The 19,318-nt window shown below is 72.9% G+C and carries 32 protein-coding genes; 2 read left to right on the forward strand and 30 right to left on the reverse strand.

What is annotated here, in order from left to right:
- Positions 1-7 precede the first annotated feature (7 nt).
- The 30 genes from ACFHW1_RS05010 to ACFHW1_RS05155 all read right to left on the reverse strand — a co-directional run bounded on the left by ACFHW1_RS05010 (position 8) and on the right by ACFHW1_RS05155 (position 16,881).
- Positions 8-1,630, reverse strand: coding sequence for a hypothetical protein (locus tag ACFHW1_RS05010; protein WP_416614938.1), 1,623 nt, complete (start codon positions 1,628-1,630; stop codon positions 8-10).
- Between the two features lies 1 nt (position 1,631).
- Positions 1,632-2,054, reverse strand: a complete 423-nt coding sequence (locus tag ACFHW1_RS05015) for a hypothetical protein (RefSeq protein WP_416614940.1) — start codon at positions 2,052-2,054, stop codon at positions 1,632-1,634.
- 123 nt (positions 2,055-2,177) lie between these two features.
- The gene (locus ACFHW1_RS05020) at positions 2,178-2,384 is read right to left on the reverse strand and encodes a hypothetical protein (RefSeq protein ID WP_416614941.1); all 207 of its coding nucleotides are present in this window, start codon (positions 2,382-2,384) and stop codon (positions 2,178-2,180) included.
- A 176-nt stretch (positions 2,385-2,560) separates the two neighbouring features.
- Positions 2,561-3,229 (reverse strand): DUF6221 family protein, encoded by a 669-nt coding sequence (locus ACFHW1_RS05025; protein ID WP_416614943.1) that lies wholly within the window; start codon positions 3,227-3,229, stop codon positions 2,561-2,563.
- Positions 3,230-3,287: 58 nt separating this feature from the next.
- Positions 3,288-4,160, reverse strand: a complete 873-nt coding sequence (locus ACFHW1_RS05030; RefSeq protein ID WP_416614945.1) for a hypothetical protein — start codon at positions 4,158-4,160, stop codon at positions 3,288-3,290.
- Positions 4,157-4,441 (reverse strand): WhiB family transcriptional regulator, encoded by a 285-nt coding sequence (locus tag ACFHW1_RS05035; protein WP_416614946.1) that lies wholly within the window; start codon positions 4,439-4,441, stop codon positions 4,157-4,159. The genes ACFHW1_RS05030 and ACFHW1_RS05035 overlap by 4 nt, the downstream gene beginning before the upstream one ends.
- A gap of 159 nt (positions 4,442-4,600) precedes the next feature.
- Positions 4,601-5,086 carry a hypothetical protein gene (locus ACFHW1_RS05040; RefSeq protein ID WP_416614948.1) on the reverse strand — a complete coding sequence of 162 codons (486 nt, stop codon included), beginning with the start codon at positions 5,084-5,086 and terminating at the stop codon, positions 4,601-4,603.
- A complete protein-coding gene (locus tag ACFHW1_RS05045) occupies positions 5,083-6,153 on the reverse strand; it encodes a hypothetical protein (protein WP_416614949.1) in 1,071 nt (356 codons plus the stop codon). The genes ACFHW1_RS05040 and ACFHW1_RS05045 overlap by 4 nt, the downstream gene beginning before the upstream one ends.
- Positions 6,154-6,405: 252 nt before the next feature.
- Positions 6,406-6,672, reverse strand: coding sequence for a hypothetical protein (locus ACFHW1_RS05050; protein WP_416614950.1), 267 nt, complete (start codon positions 6,670-6,672; stop codon positions 6,406-6,408).
- On the reverse strand, positions 6,669-6,941 hold the full coding sequence (locus ACFHW1_RS05055; protein ID WP_416614952.1) for a hypothetical protein: 273 nt from the start codon (positions 6,939-6,941) through the stop codon (positions 6,669-6,671). The genes ACFHW1_RS05050 and ACFHW1_RS05055 overlap by 4 nt, the downstream gene beginning before the upstream one ends.
- Complete coding sequence (locus ACFHW1_RS05060; RefSeq protein ID WP_416614953.1) at positions 6,941-7,168, reverse strand: hypothetical protein; 228 nt, start codon at positions 7,166-7,168, stop codon at positions 6,941-6,943. The genes ACFHW1_RS05055 and ACFHW1_RS05060 overlap by 1 nt, the downstream gene beginning before the upstream one ends.
- Entirely contained in the window at positions 7,165-7,878 is a 714-nt protein-coding gene (locus ACFHW1_RS05065; RefSeq protein WP_416614955.1) for a hypothetical protein, read from the reverse strand. Before ACFHW1_RS05065 ends, ACFHW1_RS05060 begins: the two co-directional genes overlap by 4 nt.
- Positions 7,875-8,294: a hypothetical protein gene (locus tag ACFHW1_RS05070; RefSeq protein WP_416614956.1), complete on the reverse strand. Its 420-nt coding sequence runs from the start codon at positions 8,292-8,294 to the stop codon at positions 7,875-7,877. Before ACFHW1_RS05070 ends, ACFHW1_RS05065 begins: the two co-directional genes overlap by 4 nt.
- Positions 8,287-8,496 (reverse strand): hypothetical protein, encoded by a 210-nt coding sequence (locus tag ACFHW1_RS05075; protein WP_416614958.1) that lies wholly within the window; start codon positions 8,494-8,496, stop codon positions 8,287-8,289. The genes ACFHW1_RS05070 and ACFHW1_RS05075 overlap by 8 nt, the downstream gene beginning before the upstream one ends.
- Positions 8,493-9,062, reverse strand: a complete 570-nt coding sequence (locus tag ACFHW1_RS05080; protein WP_416614960.1) for a hypothetical protein — start codon at positions 9,060-9,062, stop codon at positions 8,493-8,495. Before ACFHW1_RS05080 ends, ACFHW1_RS05075 begins: the two co-directional genes overlap by 4 nt.
- Positions 9,049-9,393, reverse strand: a complete 345-nt coding sequence (locus ACFHW1_RS05085; RefSeq protein WP_416614962.1) for a hypothetical protein — start codon at positions 9,391-9,393, stop codon at positions 9,049-9,051. Before ACFHW1_RS05085 ends, ACFHW1_RS05080 begins: the two co-directional genes overlap by 14 nt.
- Positions 9,386-9,895, reverse strand: a complete 510-nt coding sequence (locus tag ACFHW1_RS05090) for a hypothetical protein (RefSeq protein WP_416614964.1) — start codon at positions 9,893-9,895, stop codon at positions 9,386-9,388. Before ACFHW1_RS05090 ends, ACFHW1_RS05085 begins: the two co-directional genes overlap by 8 nt.
- Positions 9,892-10,740, reverse strand: a complete 849-nt coding sequence (locus ACFHW1_RS05095; protein WP_416614966.1) for a ParB/RepB/Spo0J family partition protein — start codon at positions 10,738-10,740, stop codon at positions 9,892-9,894. Before ACFHW1_RS05095 ends, ACFHW1_RS05090 begins: the two co-directional genes overlap by 4 nt.
- Complete coding sequence (locus ACFHW1_RS05100) at positions 10,737-10,916, reverse strand: hypothetical protein (protein ID WP_416614968.1); 180 nt, start codon at positions 10,914-10,916, stop codon at positions 10,737-10,739. Before ACFHW1_RS05100 ends, ACFHW1_RS05095 begins: the two co-directional genes overlap by 4 nt.
- Entirely contained in the window at positions 10,913-11,443 is a 531-nt protein-coding gene (locus ACFHW1_RS05105) for a hypothetical protein (protein WP_416614970.1), read from the reverse strand. Before ACFHW1_RS05105 ends, ACFHW1_RS05100 begins: the two co-directional genes overlap by 4 nt.
- Positions 11,440-12,099, reverse strand: coding sequence for an ERF family protein (locus tag ACFHW1_RS05110; RefSeq protein ID WP_416614971.1), 660 nt, complete (start codon positions 12,097-12,099; stop codon positions 11,440-11,442). The genes ACFHW1_RS05105 and ACFHW1_RS05110 overlap by 4 nt, the downstream gene beginning before the upstream one ends.
- Positions 12,099-12,950, reverse strand: coding sequence for a hypothetical protein (locus ACFHW1_RS05115; RefSeq protein ID WP_416614973.1), 852 nt, complete (start codon positions 12,948-12,950; stop codon positions 12,099-12,101). Before ACFHW1_RS05115 ends, ACFHW1_RS05110 begins: the two co-directional genes overlap by 1 nt.
- A gap of 97 nt (positions 12,951-13,047) precedes the next feature.
- Positions 13,048-13,458 (reverse strand): hypothetical protein, encoded by a 411-nt coding sequence (locus tag ACFHW1_RS05120; protein WP_416614974.1) that lies wholly within the window; start codon positions 13,456-13,458, stop codon positions 13,048-13,050.
- Positions 13,455-13,643, reverse strand: coding sequence for a hypothetical protein (locus ACFHW1_RS05125; RefSeq protein WP_416614975.1), 189 nt, complete (start codon positions 13,641-13,643; stop codon positions 13,455-13,457). The genes ACFHW1_RS05120 and ACFHW1_RS05125 overlap by 4 nt, the downstream gene beginning before the upstream one ends.
- Before the next feature lies 1 nt (position 13,644).
- Positions 13,645-14,097, reverse strand: a complete 453-nt coding sequence (locus ACFHW1_RS05130; protein ID WP_416614976.1) for a hypothetical protein — start codon at positions 14,095-14,097, stop codon at positions 13,645-13,647.
- Positions 14,090-14,458: a hypothetical protein gene (locus ACFHW1_RS05135; protein ID WP_416614978.1), complete on the reverse strand. Its 369-nt coding sequence runs from the start codon at positions 14,456-14,458 to the stop codon at positions 14,090-14,092. The genes ACFHW1_RS05130 and ACFHW1_RS05135 overlap by 8 nt, the downstream gene beginning before the upstream one ends.
- Positions 14,455-15,405, reverse strand: a complete 951-nt coding sequence (locus tag ACFHW1_RS05140; protein WP_416614980.1) for a hypothetical protein — start codon at positions 15,403-15,405, stop codon at positions 14,455-14,457. Before ACFHW1_RS05140 ends, ACFHW1_RS05135 begins: the two co-directional genes overlap by 4 nt.
- Complete coding sequence (locus tag ACFHW1_RS05145) at positions 15,402-16,148, reverse strand: hypothetical protein (protein ID WP_416614981.1); 747 nt, start codon at positions 16,146-16,148, stop codon at positions 15,402-15,404. The genes ACFHW1_RS05140 and ACFHW1_RS05145 overlap by 4 nt, the downstream gene beginning before the upstream one ends.
- A gap of 230 nt (positions 16,149-16,378) precedes the next feature.
- Complete coding sequence (locus ACFHW1_RS05150; RefSeq protein ID WP_416614982.1) at positions 16,379-16,624, reverse strand: hypothetical protein; 246 nt, start codon at positions 16,622-16,624, stop codon at positions 16,379-16,381.
- On the reverse strand, positions 16,621-16,881 hold the full coding sequence (locus tag ACFHW1_RS05155; protein ID WP_416614984.1) for a hypothetical protein: 261 nt from the start codon (positions 16,879-16,881) through the stop codon (positions 16,621-16,623). Before ACFHW1_RS05155 ends, ACFHW1_RS05150 begins: the two co-directional genes overlap by 4 nt.
- A 274-nt stretch (positions 16,882-17,155) precedes the next feature.
- Between ACFHW1_RS05155 and ACFHW1_RS05160 the strand changes: the two genes are divergently transcribed.
- Both ACFHW1_RS05160 and ACFHW1_RS05165 read left to right on the forward strand, forming a co-directional pair.
- Positions 17,156-17,548, forward strand: coding sequence for a helix-turn-helix domain-containing protein (locus ACFHW1_RS05160; protein WP_416614986.1), 393 nt, complete (start codon positions 17,156-17,158; stop codon positions 17,546-17,548).
- On the forward strand, positions 17,548-18,978 hold the full coding sequence (locus ACFHW1_RS05165) for a recombinase family protein (protein ID WP_416614988.1): 1,431 nt from the start codon (positions 17,548-17,550) through the stop codon (positions 18,976-18,978). Before ACFHW1_RS05160 ends, ACFHW1_RS05165 begins: the two co-directional genes overlap by 1 nt.
- Positions 18,979-19,318 lie beyond the last annotated feature (340 nt).

The following is a 19,318-nucleotide window of genomic DNA, read 5'->3' on the forward strand; positions in this document are numbered from 1 at the left end:
AGACCTCCTATGCGCTGTAGGCGTACGAACCCGTCGACGGCCAAAGCTTCGCTTCGATCGCGTCAGCCCTCGCCTCCAGGGCCAGTGCGGCGCCAACCACGCTGTCGATCTTCCGAGGCGACTTGTCGTTTTCCTTGCGCACCAACCGGTGCCGGCCACGCTCCCGCACGTACGCGTTCCCGAAGTGCTCCACGAACCGGCCGTCGCCCGAGTGCCACACCACGCCGTTGACAAGATCGGCGTGCAGCCGGTCCAACGCAGCGGCCATCTGCACGTCCCGCCGCGTCTCCCACGACAGCACCCGCTCGGCGCCAAGCTCCTGCGACAGGTCGTCGATGTCGGATCGCCACTCGTGCGGGTCGGCGTACATCCGGATCACGTCGTACCGGCCGAACGCCTCACGGACCGCGTCGAGCACATCCGACCGCGGCACCTCCCAGCCGATGCCGGCCCGGCCGGCGGGGCGCTCCCAGATGCCCACCGGGAACAGGAAGCCGTCCGACATCCGCGACCCGATCAACACGGTCGAGTCGTCGTACAGCGACCCGTCGAAGCCCAGCGCGATCGACTCACCCGGCACCACAACGTCCGCCCGAGCCTGGCGCTCGACAACGTCCTTAGCGATCCACGAATCAGCCGACGGGATGCCCCGGTTCAGGAAGTAGCGGGCCGCCTCGGCGTCGTCCCGACAGATCCGCGGATCGCGCATGTCGCGGTACTTGCGGTCCATGTCGTGCCACCCGGCCGCCGGACCGTACACGTCGACCAGCTGCCGCAGCGTGTGCTCCCGGTTCCCGATGTCGATGCGGCCCTTGGCCTCGCGGTGGTCGACCAGCACCGACTCGGGCAGCTCGCCCTTGCGCCACGCCGTCAACGTCTCCTCGGCGATCGACTGCTCACCGAGCCGGTACATCGTGGTCGTCTGCAACAGCCACGGGTTCGCGAGCTTCCGCTTGCCGAGGTTCCGCTGGATGGTGCCGTACATCGCTTTCAGCTCGCGCAGCACGTACAGGTGCGTCTCGTCGGCGCAGCACCACGTTTCCTTGCCGCCGTCCTTGCTGGCCGAGCCGGACGTGCACGCCCTGATCTCGCCACCGTGGGGCAGATAGATGGCGCTCGCCGACTGGTACTGCCGGATGCCGGACACCCCGCCGTAGATGTCGGGGTGGACGTCAGGCCCCCACGTGCCGGCGATGAACGCGATGTTCTCGAACGTGTTGCCGGCCTGGCTCTCCTCGGTGGCCATGCACTTCAGCAGCGGCGACCGCACCGGCCTGCCGACCGGTTGGCCGTCGGCGTCCCAGCCGTCGAACCGGGCCGGCGCGAACGCCTCGGCGGTCCCGATCAGGCCGGCGAGCTCCGACTTCGCCCGGCCCTTCGGCCGGGACAACACGCCCTCGTCGTACACCCGCCGGCCCGTGGCCGGGTCCAGCCGGTACACCTCGACGAGGAAGTTGAACCACTCGTGGTCCGTCTCCGGGGTGATGTTGACCGGCTCGCCCTGGACGTCGCCAGGGCCGTGGCATGTGTAGGCGTTGATCCAGTCGATCAGCTCGTAGCCGAGCGAGCAGACGTGGCCGTCGAACAGCGGGCCGGCCCACCGCTCGTGCCGCTGGACGCGGCCGGCCATGTCAGCCGCTGCGGGCGGCGCGGGCCCGGTCGAGCGCGGTCACCGTGCCGCCGCCGGGCTTCGACGGCTTCTGCGCGCCACGCGGCCCGCGGTACTGCGGGCGCTTGCCGGTCGCCTCGTCGGGCAGCCGGAGCGCGGCGATCAGCTGTTTCATCAGGTTCGCGGTGTTGTTGGCGGCGGACAGCGCGGCGTCGATCCTCAGCTCGTAGTCCTCGGTGCGCAGGTCGTGCGTCAGCCGGGCCCATGAGCCGACGTCGCCGCGCAGCAGGGCGTCCAGCTTGTCCAGCCGATCCTTGGCCCGGCACGCCTCATGGAGCTGCACCCGCTGCGGCGCGTCCAAGTCGTGGTCTCTGACGATGTCTCGCCAAAGGGCGCGCCCGCCGGTGCCGAGGCCGACCGGGGGTCGGGGCGGGGCATCGGTCACAGCGGGTCACCTCCTGGGGAAACTCAGGGGTCTGGACAGCGAGGTACCTCCCCGGCGGTCCGGAAGCCCCATCGGGTGGGGGCCCTCCCCCTGGGGTGGTGACGCTCGGTCACCGTCGACAGGTCAGCGACTGTGCCAGCCACCCGGTTGGGCGACGGCGGTGTGCTGGTTGTGGCAGCGGGCGCACAGTCCGCGGCCGTACTGCGGGTCGTCGGCGTCGAGCCCGGCGGCGACCAGTTCGCGGCGGTCGCGCGGCCAGTGGTCGGCGACGGTCGACGGGCGCAGGCATCGCGGCCCGTGTCCGTGGCTGGCGTCTTCGCAGACGCACATGGGCTCACGTTGCAGGACTCCGGGTCTGAACCTCCCGGTGTGCCCGGGTCCGTAGCCCCGTGCTTGCCGACTGCCCCTGGTCTGCTCCGCCTGGCGTCGGTGCGCCTGGCAGCGTCCGCCGGTGGTGAGCTCGGGGCAGCCTGGCGTGCTGCAGACCCGCATGGCGCGGGGCATGGCTACTCGGCGGCGATGGCCAGGATGCGCCGTGCCGCCCGGTCGCCTCGCTCGGCCAGCTCGCCGGGGCTGGGCGGTATCACCTCGTGGTCGTGGTCACCGTCTGGCCATCCGGTCGACACGACCACGCGGCGTCCGCCCGCCAGGTCGCCGAAGCTGGTGACCTCGGCCAGGCCGGTCGGCTCGACGCCGCACATCCAGCACTTCAAGGTCACCACGGCGTGGGCTTCCGACAGGGCGGCCAAGGTGGTCCGGCGGATCTCGTCGTTGTCGGCCAGCTCGCTCACTGCCGCCACTCCTCGCGCCATCCGGGCCTGCCGGCGTACGGCTGGGCGAGCATGCGGATGGCGACCAGCAGCGGCGGTGACGGCGCGCTCGTGGTCGTCGTCCTGGTATCTGGCCCACATCTCGTGCTCGTCGATGATCGCCCGCCTGGCCTCCACCTCGGCCAGTACGCGGGCCGGGTCGTGGCGGGCGATGTGGCGGGCATCGGCGTCGGACAGGAGCTTTGCCCCGGGGCGGAGCGCGCGGCGCTGACTCGGCAGCGGGTCGCGGAGGTCGGCGAGCCAGGATGATCCCTCGCGCCATTCCGCACTCGCCGTGCTGGCCTCCCGCGCTACTCGCTCGTCTTCGTCGAGCTGCTCCCGCAGCCAGGCGATCAGGTCGCTCACGGCGTCACTCCTGGGGTCCGGGGACACTCATGGCGCTGCAGCCGACGATAACAGACGATCACGACGCGAGCCTCTCCGCCGCTCGTGCCTCGGCCTGGGCGATGCGGGCGAGCACCTCGCGCACCTGGTAGAGCGGCTGGCCGTCGGTGGTCTGCCCGCGCTGGGCGATGCCCCTGACGGGTCCGCGTCCGGCCCAGACGTTGATGTGCCGTCGCACCCGCTGCCGGTCGCGCTCCGGGTCTTGCACCACGGCCAGGCCGGCGATCTCGGCGGCGGTGAGCAGCCGGTCGCCGAGGTGGTCGAGCAGCGCCTGCCGGCTGGCGTCGACGTCCCACACGGCGGCGCACTCGCCGCAGTCGACGGTGCGGGCGTGGGCGCGGGCGTAGAGCACCTCGCCGCACTGGCACGCGCCGACGAGCTGCCGGTCGGCGGGCCTGTCGGTGATGGCGCGCACCAGCCGTGCGGCGGCGTGGATGTCGCGGGCGAGCTCGGGCCACTCGCGGCGGTGCCGCGCCCACTCCAGGTGCGCCGGGAGCCACCGCGCGGCGGCCTCCAGCGGCCCGCTGAGATCGTCTCTGCCGCTCTGGCCCACCCGATCCCCCTCGGGACGGGGTGATCGTCGGCCCACGGCGGCGCTGGGCGGGTGGATGCCGCGCTCTGAGGCAATGTGCCGGGCCCACGTCGTCACGGCGGTGGTGGCGCTGTCGAGCCGGGCCATCACCTCCAGGCGGATCGGCAACCGGGCGCTGTCGCCCGAGCCGTGGACGGCGGGCCCGCGCCGCGTCTGCCCGGTGGCGACGTCGTGGGCGGCGTCGGCCAGGTCGGCGATCTGGTCGAGGTCGCGGGCGGCCCGGTCGGCGCAGCTGGTGCAGGCGTAGGCCTGGCCGTCGACGGGCCGGCCGCAGCCGTCGGTCACGCAGGTCTGGGTCATCGGATGGCCTCTCGGTCGGTGCGGTTGCGGGATGCGGCCTTGCGTCGTCGGGCGTGCCGGCGCCAGCGGTCGCCCTCGGTCTCGCCGCCCCAGGTGCCGGCGGGCATCTGCTCGCGGGCCCAGTCGCGGCACGGCACCCGGAGCGGGCAGCCGCCGCAGACGGCGATGGCGGCGATGTTGGCGGCGGTCAGCGTGCCGGCGCCGGGGAACCAGGCTCGGGGTCGAGGTCCGGGTGGTCGCGGCAGGCGGGCTGGGTGGGCGCGTCGGGGTGCGGGTCCCACGGGGCGGGGCCGAGCCTGGAGCGGTAGTTGCGGGTCGACACGGTCAGCCGACCCACAGCCAGGTGACGACGAGGGCGACGGCGGCGAGCGCGGCGATGAGCAGTTCGCCGCAGCCGCGGGTGTGCGGGGTGGGGCCGCGCTCGGGGTCGAGGGGGTCCATCAGGCGCTCTCCTGTCCGGGCACTGGCCAGCCTCCGGGCGGCGGCGGTCCCTGGTAGTGCGGGTTCGGCGGGGCCTCGGACAGCCGACGGTGCCGTTCGTGGCGGACCCATTCGCGGCGGCGGAGCACGGTGGGGTCGGACGGGCCGAGCTTCTCGGCGAGCCGGGCCAGCAGGTCGCCGACCTCGGCGGAACGGTCACGGACCCCCACGGCGTTGTCGGCGTACGCGGCCAGCTGTCGACGCTGGTCGGCCTCGCGGTCGCGCTGCTGCCGCTCGCGCCGGATCTCGACCGCGATGGCGCGGACGTGCACGGGCATGAGCCGCTTCTCGCTGGTCGCGTAGTGCCGGGTGACGGCGGCGAGGCAGTCCGCGCCGTCCAGGTCGGCCAGGGCCTCGTGCCAGGCGGCGATGTCGGCCTCTCCGATGGTGCGCTGGTCGAAGGCGGCGGCCTTGGCCAGCACGCGGGCGGTGTCTCCGGGGGTCATGCGCTGGCCTCCATTGCGTCGTATTTCGCGGCGAGCGCGAGCCCGTCGGCTACGCGCTGGTCGGTGGTGGATGGTTTTCTGGGCGCGCCGGCTATTCCGGCGTTCATGACTTCGTTGACGACGGACGGCAGGGTCGACGGGTGTAGGCCTTTTCTGGCCCATTCGGCGAATCCGCGTCGGACGTCTGCGGGGTCGATTCCTTCGCCGAGCATGGTTTTCACCAGTCGCGAGACGTGGCCGATGACGTTCTCGGGCGGCCGCTTGCGGCAGTGGTCGAGCCACTCGGCGACGAGGGTCTGCGTGGTGACGGGCGGCGGTACGAGCGCGAGCGGCGGCGCGGCCGCGAGCGGAGCGAGCGCAGAGGTTGCGGAGTGCGGATTGCGGGTTGGGGGTTGGGGTTCTACGTACGTACCTCTAGTAACCACAACCCGTTCGGAACCCGATATGCCATCCGATACGGCATCGGATGCCCTATCCGATGCCGTATCGGATAGGCTATCGACCTGCGAAAACGCGGAAGCTTCTACGGTCGGTGTTGGCTCGGTGACGCGAGGCGGTTCGGCGGCGGTCGTGGGCCGGGATGGGCCATCGCATGCCCTATCCGATGGGGCATGCGATGGGCCATCGGGAGGGCCATCCGGCTCGACCGGCAGCTCTCCGGTCCACTCCGGCGGCAGGCCCAGCTTGACCAGCTCGACGGCCAGCACCTGGCGCAGCGTCCGCGACTCGATCTCGCCGGCCGCGTCGCGGATCACCGGGACGCGCTTGCTGTTGCGGTATCCGTTGTCGTGTCGGACGAATGACCTGATCAGCAGCTCTTCCGACAGGTCGTCGACGGCGATGAACCGGGCGGCGACCAGCCGGCCCAGGCCCGCGCGGATGTCGGCGGGCGTGGTGTCGGCGGCCATCGCAGCCCAGCGTCCGACGGTGACGGGGAGCATGCCGACGGCCGAGATGTTCGGCTGCGTCGCCAGCAGCAGGTACAGGCGCTGAGCGTCGGCGGTGAGCGCCCGGAACTCGGGGTCACGCCAGATCGCGGTGATGATGTTCGCGTAGGAACGGGCCATCAGCGGCCACCTCCTACGGTGGCGCGAGGCGCGGTGTGTGCGGTGGCACGCGGGTACGCGCGGCCACCCTGTGCCATGATGGCCACAGGGCTCCTTCCGGTCGATTCGGATGGGTGCCTCAGGGCGGATCGGGTGTTACCAGCACCCTTTCCGCCCGACTTGATCATATCCGTTCCGGCCGTTCTGAGTCGCATTGTCGGAGCCTTCTTTCTCACACATTCCGCTGCTGATCTGCGCCGTTTCCCGCTTGCGTCAGCGCCGTCGGCGGCGGGCCGGTTGCCGCACCCAGTCGGCCGGGTCGACGTGCGTCGTCGGCAGTCCGCAGCCGTCCGTTCGCAGGTGCCGGTGCTCGACGTCGACCAGGCGCTGATCGGCGAACCGGGCGACGACGGTCGGGCCTCCGTCGCAGAGGCAGGCGGCGGGTCCGCCGACGGCGCGGGCGGTGTCGCGGGCCAGCTGCTCGCGGGTCGGTCCGGCCTGGCGGCGGCCTCGGCGGGTGGTGGTGGTGGTGGTGTTCATCGGGTGGGTTTCCTTCCTCGAGGGAGCGGCCCGCGGTGCGCCGTGTCGGCGCCGCAGGCGTGGCAGGTGGCGGGGAACCAGTCGACGCGGCCCAGCTGGTACGGGCGGCCGGGTTTGAGGTAGCCGCCGCAGTGGCAGGTGCCGACCAGTTCGCCGGCCGACAGCGCGTGGTGCCAGGGGGCGGCGTTGATGCGCCCGGTCGGCAGCCTGAATCTCGGCCAGATCGCGGTCTGGCCGTCGTGCAACAACGCCGGCTGCTCGGTGGCCATCACGTCGTCCTGGCCACCGGGACCTGGTCGACGAGCCGGGCGCACCGGATCAGCTGCGCGGCGTCGTGCTGGTCGCGTTGGTGGCGGCGAATGGCCCGGTGCGCGCCGGACAGGGTTTCGGTGGCGGTGATGACGGTGCCGTCGGGGGCGACGGTGAGGTAGCGGGCGCCGATGAGGGCGTCGAGGAGTCCGGTGGGTTGGCGGCGGTAGATGCGGTAGGTCGTCATGCGGCCGCCCTCCGGGCCTTCCGCGCCGCGGTCTCAGCGGTCAGGCACTCCGGACAGAGCGTTTCTCGGCGGGCCCGGTGCCGGCGGGCGGCGGCCGGCGTTCCGCACGGTGCCAGCGGGGTGCTCGACCGCTTGCGGTCCGGCTGAGCCTTGACCCTGCGGGCGGGTGTCTCGCCCTCCAGCCACAGCGCGAGACACCGGGCGCGGGCGACGTGGATGCGGCGCTGCATGGCGGCCATGGAGATGCCGAGCGCGGCGGCGGCGGCCTCGCGGTCGCCGTCGTGGGCGGCGAGTGCGGCGATCGCGTCCCGGTACGGTGCCCTCAGTGCCGCGAGCAGACGGGGCAGGGTGAGGCGCTCGACGACCGACGGCTCCGGTGACGGGGTAGGTCGCCCGAAGTCCCACCAGTACGTCGCCCAGCGGGGTGCGGAGCCCATGCCGGCGGCGGCCTCGCGGTCGCGGTAGCCGTAGGCCTGGCGGTGCTGTTTGGTCATGGCCCAGATGGCGCCTTTGCCGACGGCGAGCAGGTCATGTTCGCTGGGCGGGGTGTCGGCGGTGTAGAGCTCCAGCGCGATGGCGGACCACGCGGTGTCGAGCAGGTCGCGGTGGTCGGCGGCCATGGTGCGGTTGGTGGCGGCGGACTGGCGGGCCATCCGGTGGAGGTCGGACAGCCGAAATCCGTGGGCCAGCACCACGTCGGCGCGGGTCACAGGACACCGCCGGCGGGCTGGATGGTGGCGACCGGGCGGCCGTCGAGGGTGGGCAGCGGGTCGGGCCCGTGGATTGGGCCGATGGCGTCGAGTGCGGCTTCGGTGGCGAGCGCCTCCATTGCCTTGTCGCAGATGGTGTGGTCGGCGCACCAGTGCTGGCCCATGAACGTGATGCCGCCGGGTGCCATGGCCGCGGCGGCGAGGCCTCGGGCGAGGGCGGTCCACACCTGGGCGGTCTCGCCGGGCTTGCCGCCTCGGAACTGCAGGATGTCGCCTCGGTGGCCGACCTGGTCGACGGCGGCGGCCGCCCACTGGTCGATGCGGCGGGCGCGCACCTTGGCGGGGAGCCGCTGGAGGTCGCGCACTAGCCAGGGCACGGTGGCTTGGAGGCTGGTGACCAGCAGGATGTCACTCACGATCCACCTCGATTCGGATGCCGGGTGCCAGTTCGCGCCGCCCTGCCGCGACGGCCCGCGCGGCGCGGGGTGTGAGTCCGGCGGCGACGAGCCGTGCGACCAGGCGGGCGCGGGCTGGGCGGGCGGGGACGCCCCGGGGGACCGTGGTGGTCTCCCGGGGCGTCGGGTAGCGCTCGGCGAGCAGGTCGGCGAGCTCGGTCATTGCCGACCCGGCGGGTCGGCGTGGCTGCGGGGGATGACGAGCTGGCGGATGTGGTCGGCGACGGCGGCCATCACCGCGTCGGTCCGCTCCTCGGCCCACCGGCAGAGCACGCACACGTCGTCGACCCGGCAGCCGCCGTCGCGCACGTGTGGGCTGACGGCGTGGAGGATCGCGGTCCGCAGATCGGATGCGCGCGGGCTATGCGCGGCCCCGTCCGGGCCATGCGCACTGCCGGCGGGCGCGTGTGCGCCGCGCATAGTCCGCGCCTCGGCCAGGTCGGCCCGAAGGGCGGCGGTGGCCTGGTCGTCGGCGTCGAGGCAGGCGAGGGCGATCTCGGCCAGCGCCTTCGGTCCGGCCAGGTGCGGCACCTCGATGCCGCGCGCCTCCAGGCCGGAGGCGAGCAGGGCGCGGGCCTCGGTCGCGTCGGCCAGGTCGAGCTCGGCGGCCGGCTGCTCGTCGACGGGCACCGGGACGCCGGGGCAGTCGAGCACGCCCCACGGGCCGAGGTGCACCCGGTGGGGCTCGTGCGGCTGGCCGCTGCGGGGGCACTGGTCAGCGCTGGGCATCGGCGGCACCTCCCGTCGGCGGGAGGAGCGCGGCGAGCCGGGCCACGTCCGACCGCCGCCACTCCCGGAACGACTCGTCCTCGGCGTCGCACGCCTCACCACCCGGGCACCGGGCGTCGCACTGCGGGTCGCGGGGCAGCAGCACCACGTGCCCGGCCTCGCACTCGACGCGCCAGGTGGCCGTGTCGGCGTCGGTCGGGGTCATCGGGTCGCCGATGCTGTCGGTCCCCGCGGCGTCCAGCTCGATGGCGTCGAGTCCGACGGTGAGCGTCCACCGCAGGTGCAGGTCGGCGCCGCAGTCGGGCAGCGGGCAGGTCAGCGGCTCACCCATCGGTGCCGCCCGCGTCCGGAGTCAGCACCGACTCCAGGCCGGACACGATCGCGTCCAGCTCGTGACGCATCTCCGTCGTGGTGATCTGTTCGACGCCCAACGCCCGACGGCCGGCCGTCGCCCAGTGCGCCACGGCCACCCGCATCCGGGCCGCCTCGATCGCGTCCAGCAGCCCGCCGGTCAGCTTGATGGTCTGCTCGGACAGGGCGATCTCGCCGTCCTCGCCGAGCGTTCCGTAGGCGGTGCGGTGCCGGTACAGCGCCTCCTGTGCCTGCCGGATCGCGTCCTCCTGCTCGGGCCCGGCGATCTCCAGCCCGGTGATGCGCAGCTTGACCGACGCTTCCTTGTCCTCGTCCGGTGCGGGCTGGGTGCGCTCGACGTGGCGCAGCTCGACGACGCCGACGATGCGCATGCCGGGGCGGGCGTAGAGCTGCGCGCCGTAGCGCTCCAGGGCGTAGCCGGCGGCGACGGCGGGCTTGCCGTCGATCTTGATGGCGGTCATTGCTCTCCTCGGGAGTGGTGGCCGGTGCCGCCGGCCTCGGTGGTCGTGATGGGCAGCAGCCCGACCAGGTGCGCGAGGTGCACGGCGTGCGCTGCGTTACGAGCACCCAGGGCGGCGTACGCCCGGGTGGTGTGGCTCTTGACGCCCGCCACGGCGATACCGAGCCGGGCGGCGATCTCGGTTCGCTCCAGCCCCTCGGCGATCGCCGCGAGCACCGCGATCTGCTGCACGGGCAGCCGCGCGCCGGACGGCGGCGACGTGGGCGCTGCCGCCGGTGCCGGCGCCGGTCGCTGCGGTGCGGCCGTCTCGCCGGTCCGCTCGGCGCGTCGGCCGGCCAGACGCAGCAGTGCCTCACCGACCGTCAGCCGACCGGCCCGCACCTGCCGGACCTCGTCCGGCTCCAGGTGGGTCAGCGCGATCCGGTCGCGCACCCAGATGGGCGACCGCCCGACGGCGGCGGCGATCTGCTCGCGCGTCATGCCCGCGTCGAACATCAGGCTGTGCAGCGCCTGCCCCTCGGCGATCGGGTCGAACCTCTTGCTGCCGGCCTGGATCGCCAGCTGGATGACGTCGCGGTGCGCGGCGTTGAGCGACGGCCGGACGATGGCGTCGAGGTGCGTCAGTCCGGCCTTGCGGGCGGCGGCGTGCCGGCGGTGCCCGTCGACGAGCTGCCACCGGCCGTCGTCGGGCCGCTCGACCGTGACCGGCTGTTGCTGGCCGATCGTGCGCAGACTGGTGGCGAGCTGGGTGAGGTCGCCCAGATCGGTGCGCAGGTTGGGGCCGGGGTCGATGCGGTCGAGCGGGATGCGCAGGACCGCGCTGACGGCGACGGGGTCGGCGGTCACTGCAGCGCTCCCGCGAGCAGCACGCCGGCGGCGGCGACGGCGGCGACCAGGACGGCCAGCACGGTGATGCCGGCCAGGGTGCGCGCCAGCACGCGCCTGCCGTCCGGGCCGGCCAGCCAGACGACCACGCCGGCGGCGACCGCGATCAGCAGCGCGAGGACCAGCTCCAGGATCACCGGGTCACCTCCGGCCACGTCACCTTGTCCAGCGCGGCCCGCTGCGCCGCCGGCATCACCGCGAGCGGATGCCCCAGGTGGTCCATGCCGGCGGCGCGCAACCATGCGGCGTCGACCTCGTCGTCAGACACGCCCTCGATGCCGAGCCGCTTGTAGGCGGCCACCGCCATCGCGGGCTTGTCGGCGGTCCCCTTGCCGGTGGCGTAGAGCTTGAGCGTGGCCGGGGGTACTACCGCCAGCGGCCAGCCGCCGGCACCTCCAGTGATCGCCATCCGCACCAGCCACCACAGGCCGGCTCGCTCGTGGTGGCCGGCCTGTGCGCCGCGAGCGCTGCCGTACGACGGGCCCTCGACGACAACCAGGTCCGGGCTGTTGTCGATCACGTAGGCCAGCACGGCGTCCCGGAGGTACTCCAGGCGGGCCAGGTCGCGGCGGTCGCCTGGCTTGATCGAGAAGGTCCAGTGGCCGACGGCGATGCCGGTGCTGGCGAGGCTGAGGTCCAGGCCCACGACCCGGGGCGCGCTCACTGGTCACCACCCGGCTCCGACTGCTCCAGGTACGCGGTCAGCCGGTCGATGACCGTGCTCACCTCGTCGCCGGTCAGGTCCTTGGTGCTCTCGACCGGCCGGGCCAGCGCCTCACCGATGAACGCCAGACCGGCATCCCGGTCGCCGAGGTCCGCCTCACGTAGCAGGGCGAACATCTTGCCGCGCGCCTTGTCCTCACCGGGCAGTGCCGGGGCGGGACCGGACGCGCGCCGCGCCGTCGGCCGGGCCTGCTGCCGACGCTGGGCAACCTGCCGACCCGACGCGGCCTGACCGTCGTCGTCCTCGTCCTCGGCGGCGATGCCCGTTACGGCCAGCAGTGCGTACCGCCGGCCGTACGTGGTGGCGCTGCCCATCTGCTGCGGGTTCTCCGACAGCTTCAACGGCCACTGGCCGCAGATCTTGGAGCCCGACGCCACGTGCACCAGCGCGTAGTCCAGGACGAACTTGCCCTCGTCGGTGAGCGTCGGCAGGCACGACCAGACGACACCGAGGGCGTTGAGCCGGCTCAGCACCTCCCGGTTGACCTGCACCAAATCGGCGTACCGCGACTGGTGGCCGTTCTTGTTCTTGGTGAGCACCGGCGGATCGGCCTGCAGGGCGAGCAGCGCCTCGTTGATGTTCGTCGGCGCGGCCATCAAAACGACACCTCGTCGTCGGCCTTGACCAGCGCGTACCGCGACGCCGTCGGCGGCTCGACCGGCGCACCGATCAGATCCCGGGCGCCCTGGTCGAACAGCCCCACCTGCCGCGCGTACAACAGCGACCGGTGCTGCTCCTCGCCCGCCTCGACCGGGATCAGCGAATAGCCGTCCGGGCGGATCCACACCGCGCCCGTCCACGCCACCTCAGGCATCGGGAACGCCGTGTCCGGATCGGACGGGTCAGCCTGCATGAACTCGGCGAACCGGTAGCCGGCCAGCTGCAACGCCGTCTCGCCGAAGATCCCGCTGCGGTTGGTCTTCGCATCGATCAGCACGTCGCACACGAACCCGTCGTCGTCGCGCGGCAGGTGGTCGTACTCCGGCATGTCCGGCAGCAGGATGTCGCCGAAGATGTCGAGGGTGCCGACGTAGCGGTGCGTCTCCGAGTAGACGACGGCCTCGATGTGCTTGGCGCGGAGCTGGAATTCGTCCATGAACCGCACGTAGCTGTCGACGTAGGGGCGGATCAGGTCGGGGACGACGACGGCCTCACCGTTGATGAGCCGTTCGCCCATCTTGTGGACCTGGGTGCCTCGGTTCGCTGCCTCGTCCTTGGCGGCGTACCGGCCGCCCTGGAGCTTCTTGAGCCGGGCGGACGGGGCGAGCTGGGTGAGCTCGTCCCAGTTGTCGACGGCGTACTCTGCCGTCGCGGTGGCCGACCAGTTGATGAGGGCTTTCTTGGGGAGGCCCTGGTCGAGGATGGTGGTGACGCCGGGGATGCGGTCGCCGGTGTCGAGGTCGATGTACCAGTGGTTGCGGCCGTTCTGGCGGCGGACGATCTTCACGGGGTCTCTCCGGGGTTGATGGGGATGTTGTGGACGCCGGGGCCGAGGCCGGTGCTGGGTGCGTCGTCTGGGCCGAGGGGCAGGCTGGGCGCGCTCGTCACGAGCGCACCGCCGGCATGACCTCGGTGTCGAGCGCGGCACGGACCCGGGCCCGGCCGACCAGCGGCCAGTAGCCGGTGACGATCTCCACCGTGTCCTCGTGGTGCTTGGACACGTACGGCCGGACCATCAGGTGGCGGTGCTCGAGCTCCGGCGGGTCGAGCGGTGACAGCTGGTCGCGCCAGTCGTCGGCGAGCCGGCGCCGCTCGCCCCCGTCGACGGGCGGCGCCGGAGTCTCGTCGGTGGTGTCGGGCTGTTCGGCGGCGGCCGGGGCGGGCTCGGCCGGGGCGGGCTCGGCCGGGGCGGGCTCGGCCGGCGCGGGTCCGCCGTCGCGGCGGATCAGGGCGACGATGGTGCCCAGCGGCGCGGCGGCCGCCAGGGCCAGGGCGGTGGCGATCAGGGTGCTCATGAGGCTCCGATCTGGATCGGGATGTCGGCGATGACGCGGGCGGCCGGTCCGGTGCCGGCCTGGTGGTGGTGCTCGCACGGCACGTCGCGGCGGTCACCGGCGACGGTCTGGACGACCAGCCGGCCGGTGCACGACTGGCAGGCGCCGACGAGGCACAGGGGGCACTTGCGCGGGGGTAGGGGCATGTCAGGACTCCTGCGGGGTGGCGGGTACCAGCTCGTCGGCGCGGCACGTCGCCGCGGCGTCGAGCTCGATCAGCAGGGCGTCGCGCAGCTGGTCGGCGTCGAGGCGGTGGAGCGCCCGGATGGCGCGCGCGGTCCACTGGTCGGCGATGTGCGGCGGGCAGCCCATCCGCTCGGCGGCGATCGCGGACGCGAGGTGTTCGATCGCAGCGGCAATCGCCGGGCCGGGGTCGGCGGGCGGTCCGGGCACTATCGGTGCCGCGCCGTCGGGCAGGGCGTCGGGGGTGAGTGCGGCGACGGCTGCCGGCGGCGGCGCGTCGGGCAGGGTCGCGGCGTGGTCCGCCTCCCGGCGGTCGCGGGCGCAGGTCGGGCAGTGGCGCTGACCGGCCAGCCAGCCGAGCGCGGCGGCGGCGGCGATGACCAGCAGCCAGCCGGCGATGAGCAACCAGTCAGGCATCGGAGTCACCGCCTGGCCGGTAGACCAGCCGCAGCGGCCCATACCGCCTTGCTGCCACGTCGGGAGCGACCATGTTTCCGTCGCCCAGCGCCTGCGCGAGGTCGACGCCGAGGCCGATCCAGGCGTCGCCGTCCCTGTCGATCCACACGTCACGGGACTGCGGCGGCCACCCGGGTGGGGAGCTGTACTCGACAGTCACCGACTCGGCGTCGACCGCCACCTCGATGACCCGCTGGTCGCCGATCGGGTCGACGTAGAGCACGTGCAGCACTTGGCCGAGGCCGGGCGCCTCGTGCACGTGGTCGATCAGGGCGCGCCCGATGGTGATGTCGACGGTTTCGCCGGTCTGGTAGTCGCTCATCGCGGACCCCGCAGGGCCGGGCAGGCGCTCGCCCGGTGCATCTGGCGCATCGTCTTGCGGCGCTCAGCCGGGTGGTGCTCGCAGTCCGGGTCGACGTCGGACGTGTCGACCAGCCCGCACTGAGCGAGCTTGCAGGCGCAAGCCTGCTCGACCTGGTTGCCGGCGAACGCGCGGCCGATGTGCATCGGGTCCGGATCGGCCTGGTCGGCGGTCGCGGGCGGTGCGGACACCGGCCGGCCCGACCACGACGGCGGCGACGACACCGGGATGCCCTCCACCCCCGGCGGCGGCGGCTTGACCGTCACCTCGATGTCGCGGCCCGACGCCATCGGGTCCTCCGGCTCGTCGTCGCGCTCGGCCAGCTTGCGCTCAGCCTCGGCCAGGCGGCGCTCAAGCTCGGCGACACGAGGATCGGCGGGCCGTTCCTCCGGGGACTGGACGAAGAGGCTGACGCCGGCCAGCGGCGCGCCCACGACCGGGGTGTCGTCGCTCATGCGAACCTTGGTGCCGAGCAGACCCGCCCACGGCGCGAGCGCGGCCCGGTCGGCGACGATGCCCAGGCCGACGCTGACGCTGCTGCCGATGGCCAGGTCGGGCCGGTCGGCGATCAGGTCGGCCAGCTGCCTCAGCCCGGCGATCACCCGCGTCCGCTGGTCGTCCGGGGCGGCGATCGACTCGCCGTCGGCCAGGTCCGCCGCACCGCACCGGGCACCGCCCGGCGCCCACGGCGGCGACAGCTCGTAGCCGGTCAGCTCGCCGGTGCCGCGCAGCTCGGTCATCAGCCGCGCCAGGTCGGCCGAGCACACCCGGACCGTGGCGGCCACGTCGGGGTCGACGACGCCGGTCGGGTCGGCGGTGACGGTGCGGACCATGACGGTGCGGGCGGCGGTGCCGCCGCAGCACTGGCGCAGGGCGCGGCGCAGCGCGGACACGTGCCGGGCGCTCACCGGGTCACCGCCGGCATCGGGCTCAGGGCGATCCGGACCGCGCCGAGGATCAGGCCACGCAGCTGCTCGTCGTCCGCGACGGCCTGCATCACCTCGCGCAGGTCGATCCGCTCACCGGTCGCCAGCGCCACGGCCAGGTCGTGCACCATCGCCTGCTCGTCGGTGAGCCGGCCGACGTCCATCCGCCAGCCGTCGCCGACCCGCAGCCGATCCCAGCGGACCCGCCAGCCCGACGCCCCGCCGGCCAGGCGGTGGACGGGGAAGCCGTCGATGGCGTGGATGCCGGCGCCGGTCAGGAGCTCGACGGCGGCGAGCTCGGTGGCGGTGATGGACTCGGCGCGCAGCTGGGCGGCGAGCTCGGCGGCCTCGGCGTCGACCTCCGCCTGAGCCTCGGCGTCGTGCTCGCGGCGGGTGGCGGCGTCCTCCTCGACGCGCGCGATCTCCTCCTCCTCGTCCATCGACGACAGGGCGTCGTAGAGGTCGCGGACGTGGCGGTAGTCCTCGCCGGTCTCGGCGGCGACGCGGCGCAGGTCGGCCTCGACGTCGGCCGGCAGGGCCGGGGCGACCGGCTCGGTGGCCCCGTCCAGCGCGACCAGGATGCGGCGCACCTCGGCGGACTGCTCGTCGCCGGACAGCGACGCGCGGGTCACGGCCGACTGGATGAGCTCCAGGGCCCGCGCTCGGGCCGCGTCGTGTGACGGCTCGGCCGCCAGTTGGGCGGTCAGATCAGCTAGGGTGGTCATTGAGACTCCGATCTCTCTGGTGGGCCCCGGTCGTGTCAGCGGCCGGGGCTTCTCTCTGTTCGGTGGGTGGTGGCCCGGCCGGCGCGCGGCCCTCCCCGGCGCGCGGCCCTCCCCGGCGTGCGCGCGCCGGCCGGGGGTCTACAGGCCGAGCGGCAGCGCCGTGGCCAGCACGACGGCGAGGATCAGCGCCTGGAGCAGGGCCGACAGGCGGCGCGGGTACGGACGGCGCATCAGGCGGCGTCCTGCGTCGTGCGCGGCCCAGCTGGCGGCGGCGGCGTCTGCGGTGCTGCCGGCGGCCTTGGGGCGTACGGCGGCGGCGAGGGCGGCTTCGGCTGCGGCGAGGGCGGCCGACCCTTGGCGGTGGCCCGCCGCCGGGCGATGCCGGCGTAGATCTCGCCGAGCGCCTGCGACAGGGCGTCGGCGGCAGCTTGGCCGGCGGGCGTGTCGGGGTCGATCGGCGCGACGACGCGGCTCACGGCGCAACCTGCTCGAACAGGGCGTCCACGGTCGTGCCCATGTCGGCAGCCATCCGCATCGCGAGCGGCAGGCTAGGCAGGTGTCGACCGGCGCGGATGTTGAACATGTGCTGTCTGCCGATGCCGTGGAGGCGTGCCTGGGCTACGACATGCCGGACGTTTTTCTGGTTTGCGAGCGCGTCGTACACCTCGAGGCGGAGACGAATCTTCGCGTCGCTCGGGGTGGCCGATGCGTCGCCATTGCACGACGCTTGCATGTCGACACCGTAGACCGACGCGATAGCGCGACGCAAGAGGATCGGCGCGATAGCGCGACTTTTTTGCCACCGAACCCCGGGCTGGTCAACTGTCCACAAGTTGCCGTATCGTCGCATCTACACGACAGGCGAGGGGTAGATGGCCATGGCGCAGAGGGTTGTAGTCGTTGGATCGCGACGCACCAAACAGCGGGTTGATCTGCGCAGTAGCGCCGCGAAACAACGACGTCCACCGAACCACCATGACCCGCACGCGGCGGCCTACCGTATGCATATGAGCGACGGTCGAGAAATCCGCGAGAGCTGGGCGCAGTATCTCCGTCGGATGACGGAGCGACCCGGCTGGAGCGTCGCCAAGCTCGCCCGCGAGTCCGGGGTCCACCGAGCAACGATCTTCAAGTGGATGTCTGGCAAGGCGGGGGCGAACATGGCCAGCGTCCAGGCCATAGCTGAGGCTCTCGGCGACGACGTCTCAACCGCTCTCCGGGCGGCGAGCCACTCGGGTCTCGTCAGCGAGGATGAGTTCGACGAGGACGTGCGGATCATCCTTCGACGGCTCAGGTCCGCCCATGCTACCGAGGCGGAGAAGGCGACCATCCGGGCCACGCTGCGCTACCTCGCGGACCTCGCCGACCGGCAACCGGGCGCCGACCGTACGGCCAGCTGATGCCCCGCCGATCCCTGGCCGCCGTCCCCGACCAACCCGGCCGCGTCGCGCTCTACGTCCGCGTCTCCGCGCTGATGGGCCGCGCCGGCGACGACTTCCACTCACCCGATGTGCAGCTCGGCGCGATGAGACGTGTTGTCGCCGGGATGCGGGAGATCGCCGTCGTCGAGGACATCGACCGCACCGGCCGCCACTTCAGCCGCGAGGGCATCGAGCGGATTCGGGCGATGGTGCTCGCCCGGCAGATCGATGCGATCGCCGTCTACGACGTCAGCCGCCTGGGCCGCAACGTGCTCGAGTCGCTGCTGTTCCTCCGTGAGCTCGCCGACGCCGGAGTCACCATCATCAGCGCCACCGAGCAGATCGACACCTCCACGCCGGCCGGCGAGATGATGCTCATCAACATGCTCAACATCGCCCAGTACCGCAGTCGCGAGATCGGGCGGGGCTGGTCGGGCACCATCGCCCGCCGCGCCGAACGCGGCCAACACCACGGCCGACCCCTCGGCTACGTCAAGGTCAACCGGCAGCTGCGCCCGGATCCCACGCTCGGGCCGGCGGTCACCGAGGTGTTCAGGAGGTACGCCGCTGGTGACCCGGTCGGCGAGATCGCCGGCTACCTGGCTGCGATCAGGGGAAAGCCGATGATCACGGCGAACGTGAAGAAGATGTTGCGCAACCCGTCGTACCTGGGGAAGGTTGTCGCCGCCGGCCAGGTCCTCGACGGCACCCACGACGCCCTCACCGACCCCGACACCTGGGAACGGGTACAACGGCGTCTCGCCGCCGAGGCCGGCGTACCGCCCCGTCACCTCGCACCCACCTGGTCGATGGTCGGACTGGCCGTCTGCCCCGACGGGCACGGGCTGCAGCGGCAAGGCTCCCGGCTCGTCGACGGGCACGGCCGGGGCGACGTCAAGGGCGGCACCTGCCCCGGTGTCGGCCGGCCGCTGATTGCCCGGGTGGAGGCGGAGGTGCTGCGGCAGGTGGCCAACTGGGCCGCCCGGCTGCGCACCGACCACGTTGCCCGGGCGACTCGGCTGGCGCAGCTGTCGGCGGCACGTGCCGATCGGGCCACGCTTGAGCGGCAGGTCGCGGACGCCCGGCAGGCGATGGTCAAGCTCGCCAAGGACCACGCGATGTCGCGTCTGCCGGTGGAGGTCTACCAGCAGGCCCTAGCAGAGCTGCGCGACGCCGAACAGACTGCCGCCGCCGAACTGGCCCGGCTCGGCGACGTTGACGAGTCGCCGGATCCGGAGGTGGCCGCGCGGGGCGTCGACGCGCTGCTGGCACTGTGGAAGCTGCCGGAGGCGACGCACGCCGACCGGGTCAAGGCGCTACGGTCGGTCGTCGACCGGGTCGTGGTGCGGGCCGCCGCGAGGTGGCGGGAGCCGGAAGCGGACCGCGTTGAGGTGCGTTTCCGCTGGTAGACGTCTTCGTTGTCTGCGATCTGTCACGACCGTCACGTACGTATCGAACATCGCATCTCCGCAAGGGGCTCGTCGGATTGATCTGATCGAGTCGACTCGATGCTCAGCATTGATGGACGGCACCCCTGCCGGCCAGCCACGGTCCGGCGGCGCTGTGGACAGATCCCCGGCTGTGGACAACCGCTCCGATACCGAGTTGATCTGCTAAGACGCGCATCGGAACCGGCGGGTGGAGGTCGGACGGTGTCCGGTGGTGACCGGTAGGCTCAGCTACCGACCTCGGACCGGCTCTTGGCCATGAACTTGGGAAGACTGAGTTCACTCAGCAGGCCTCCTACCC

This window comes from Micromonospora sp. LOL_014 (assembly GCF_048060245.1).
Lineage (GTDB): Bacteria > Actinomycetota > Actinomycetes > Mycobacteriales > Micromonosporaceae > Micromonospora_E.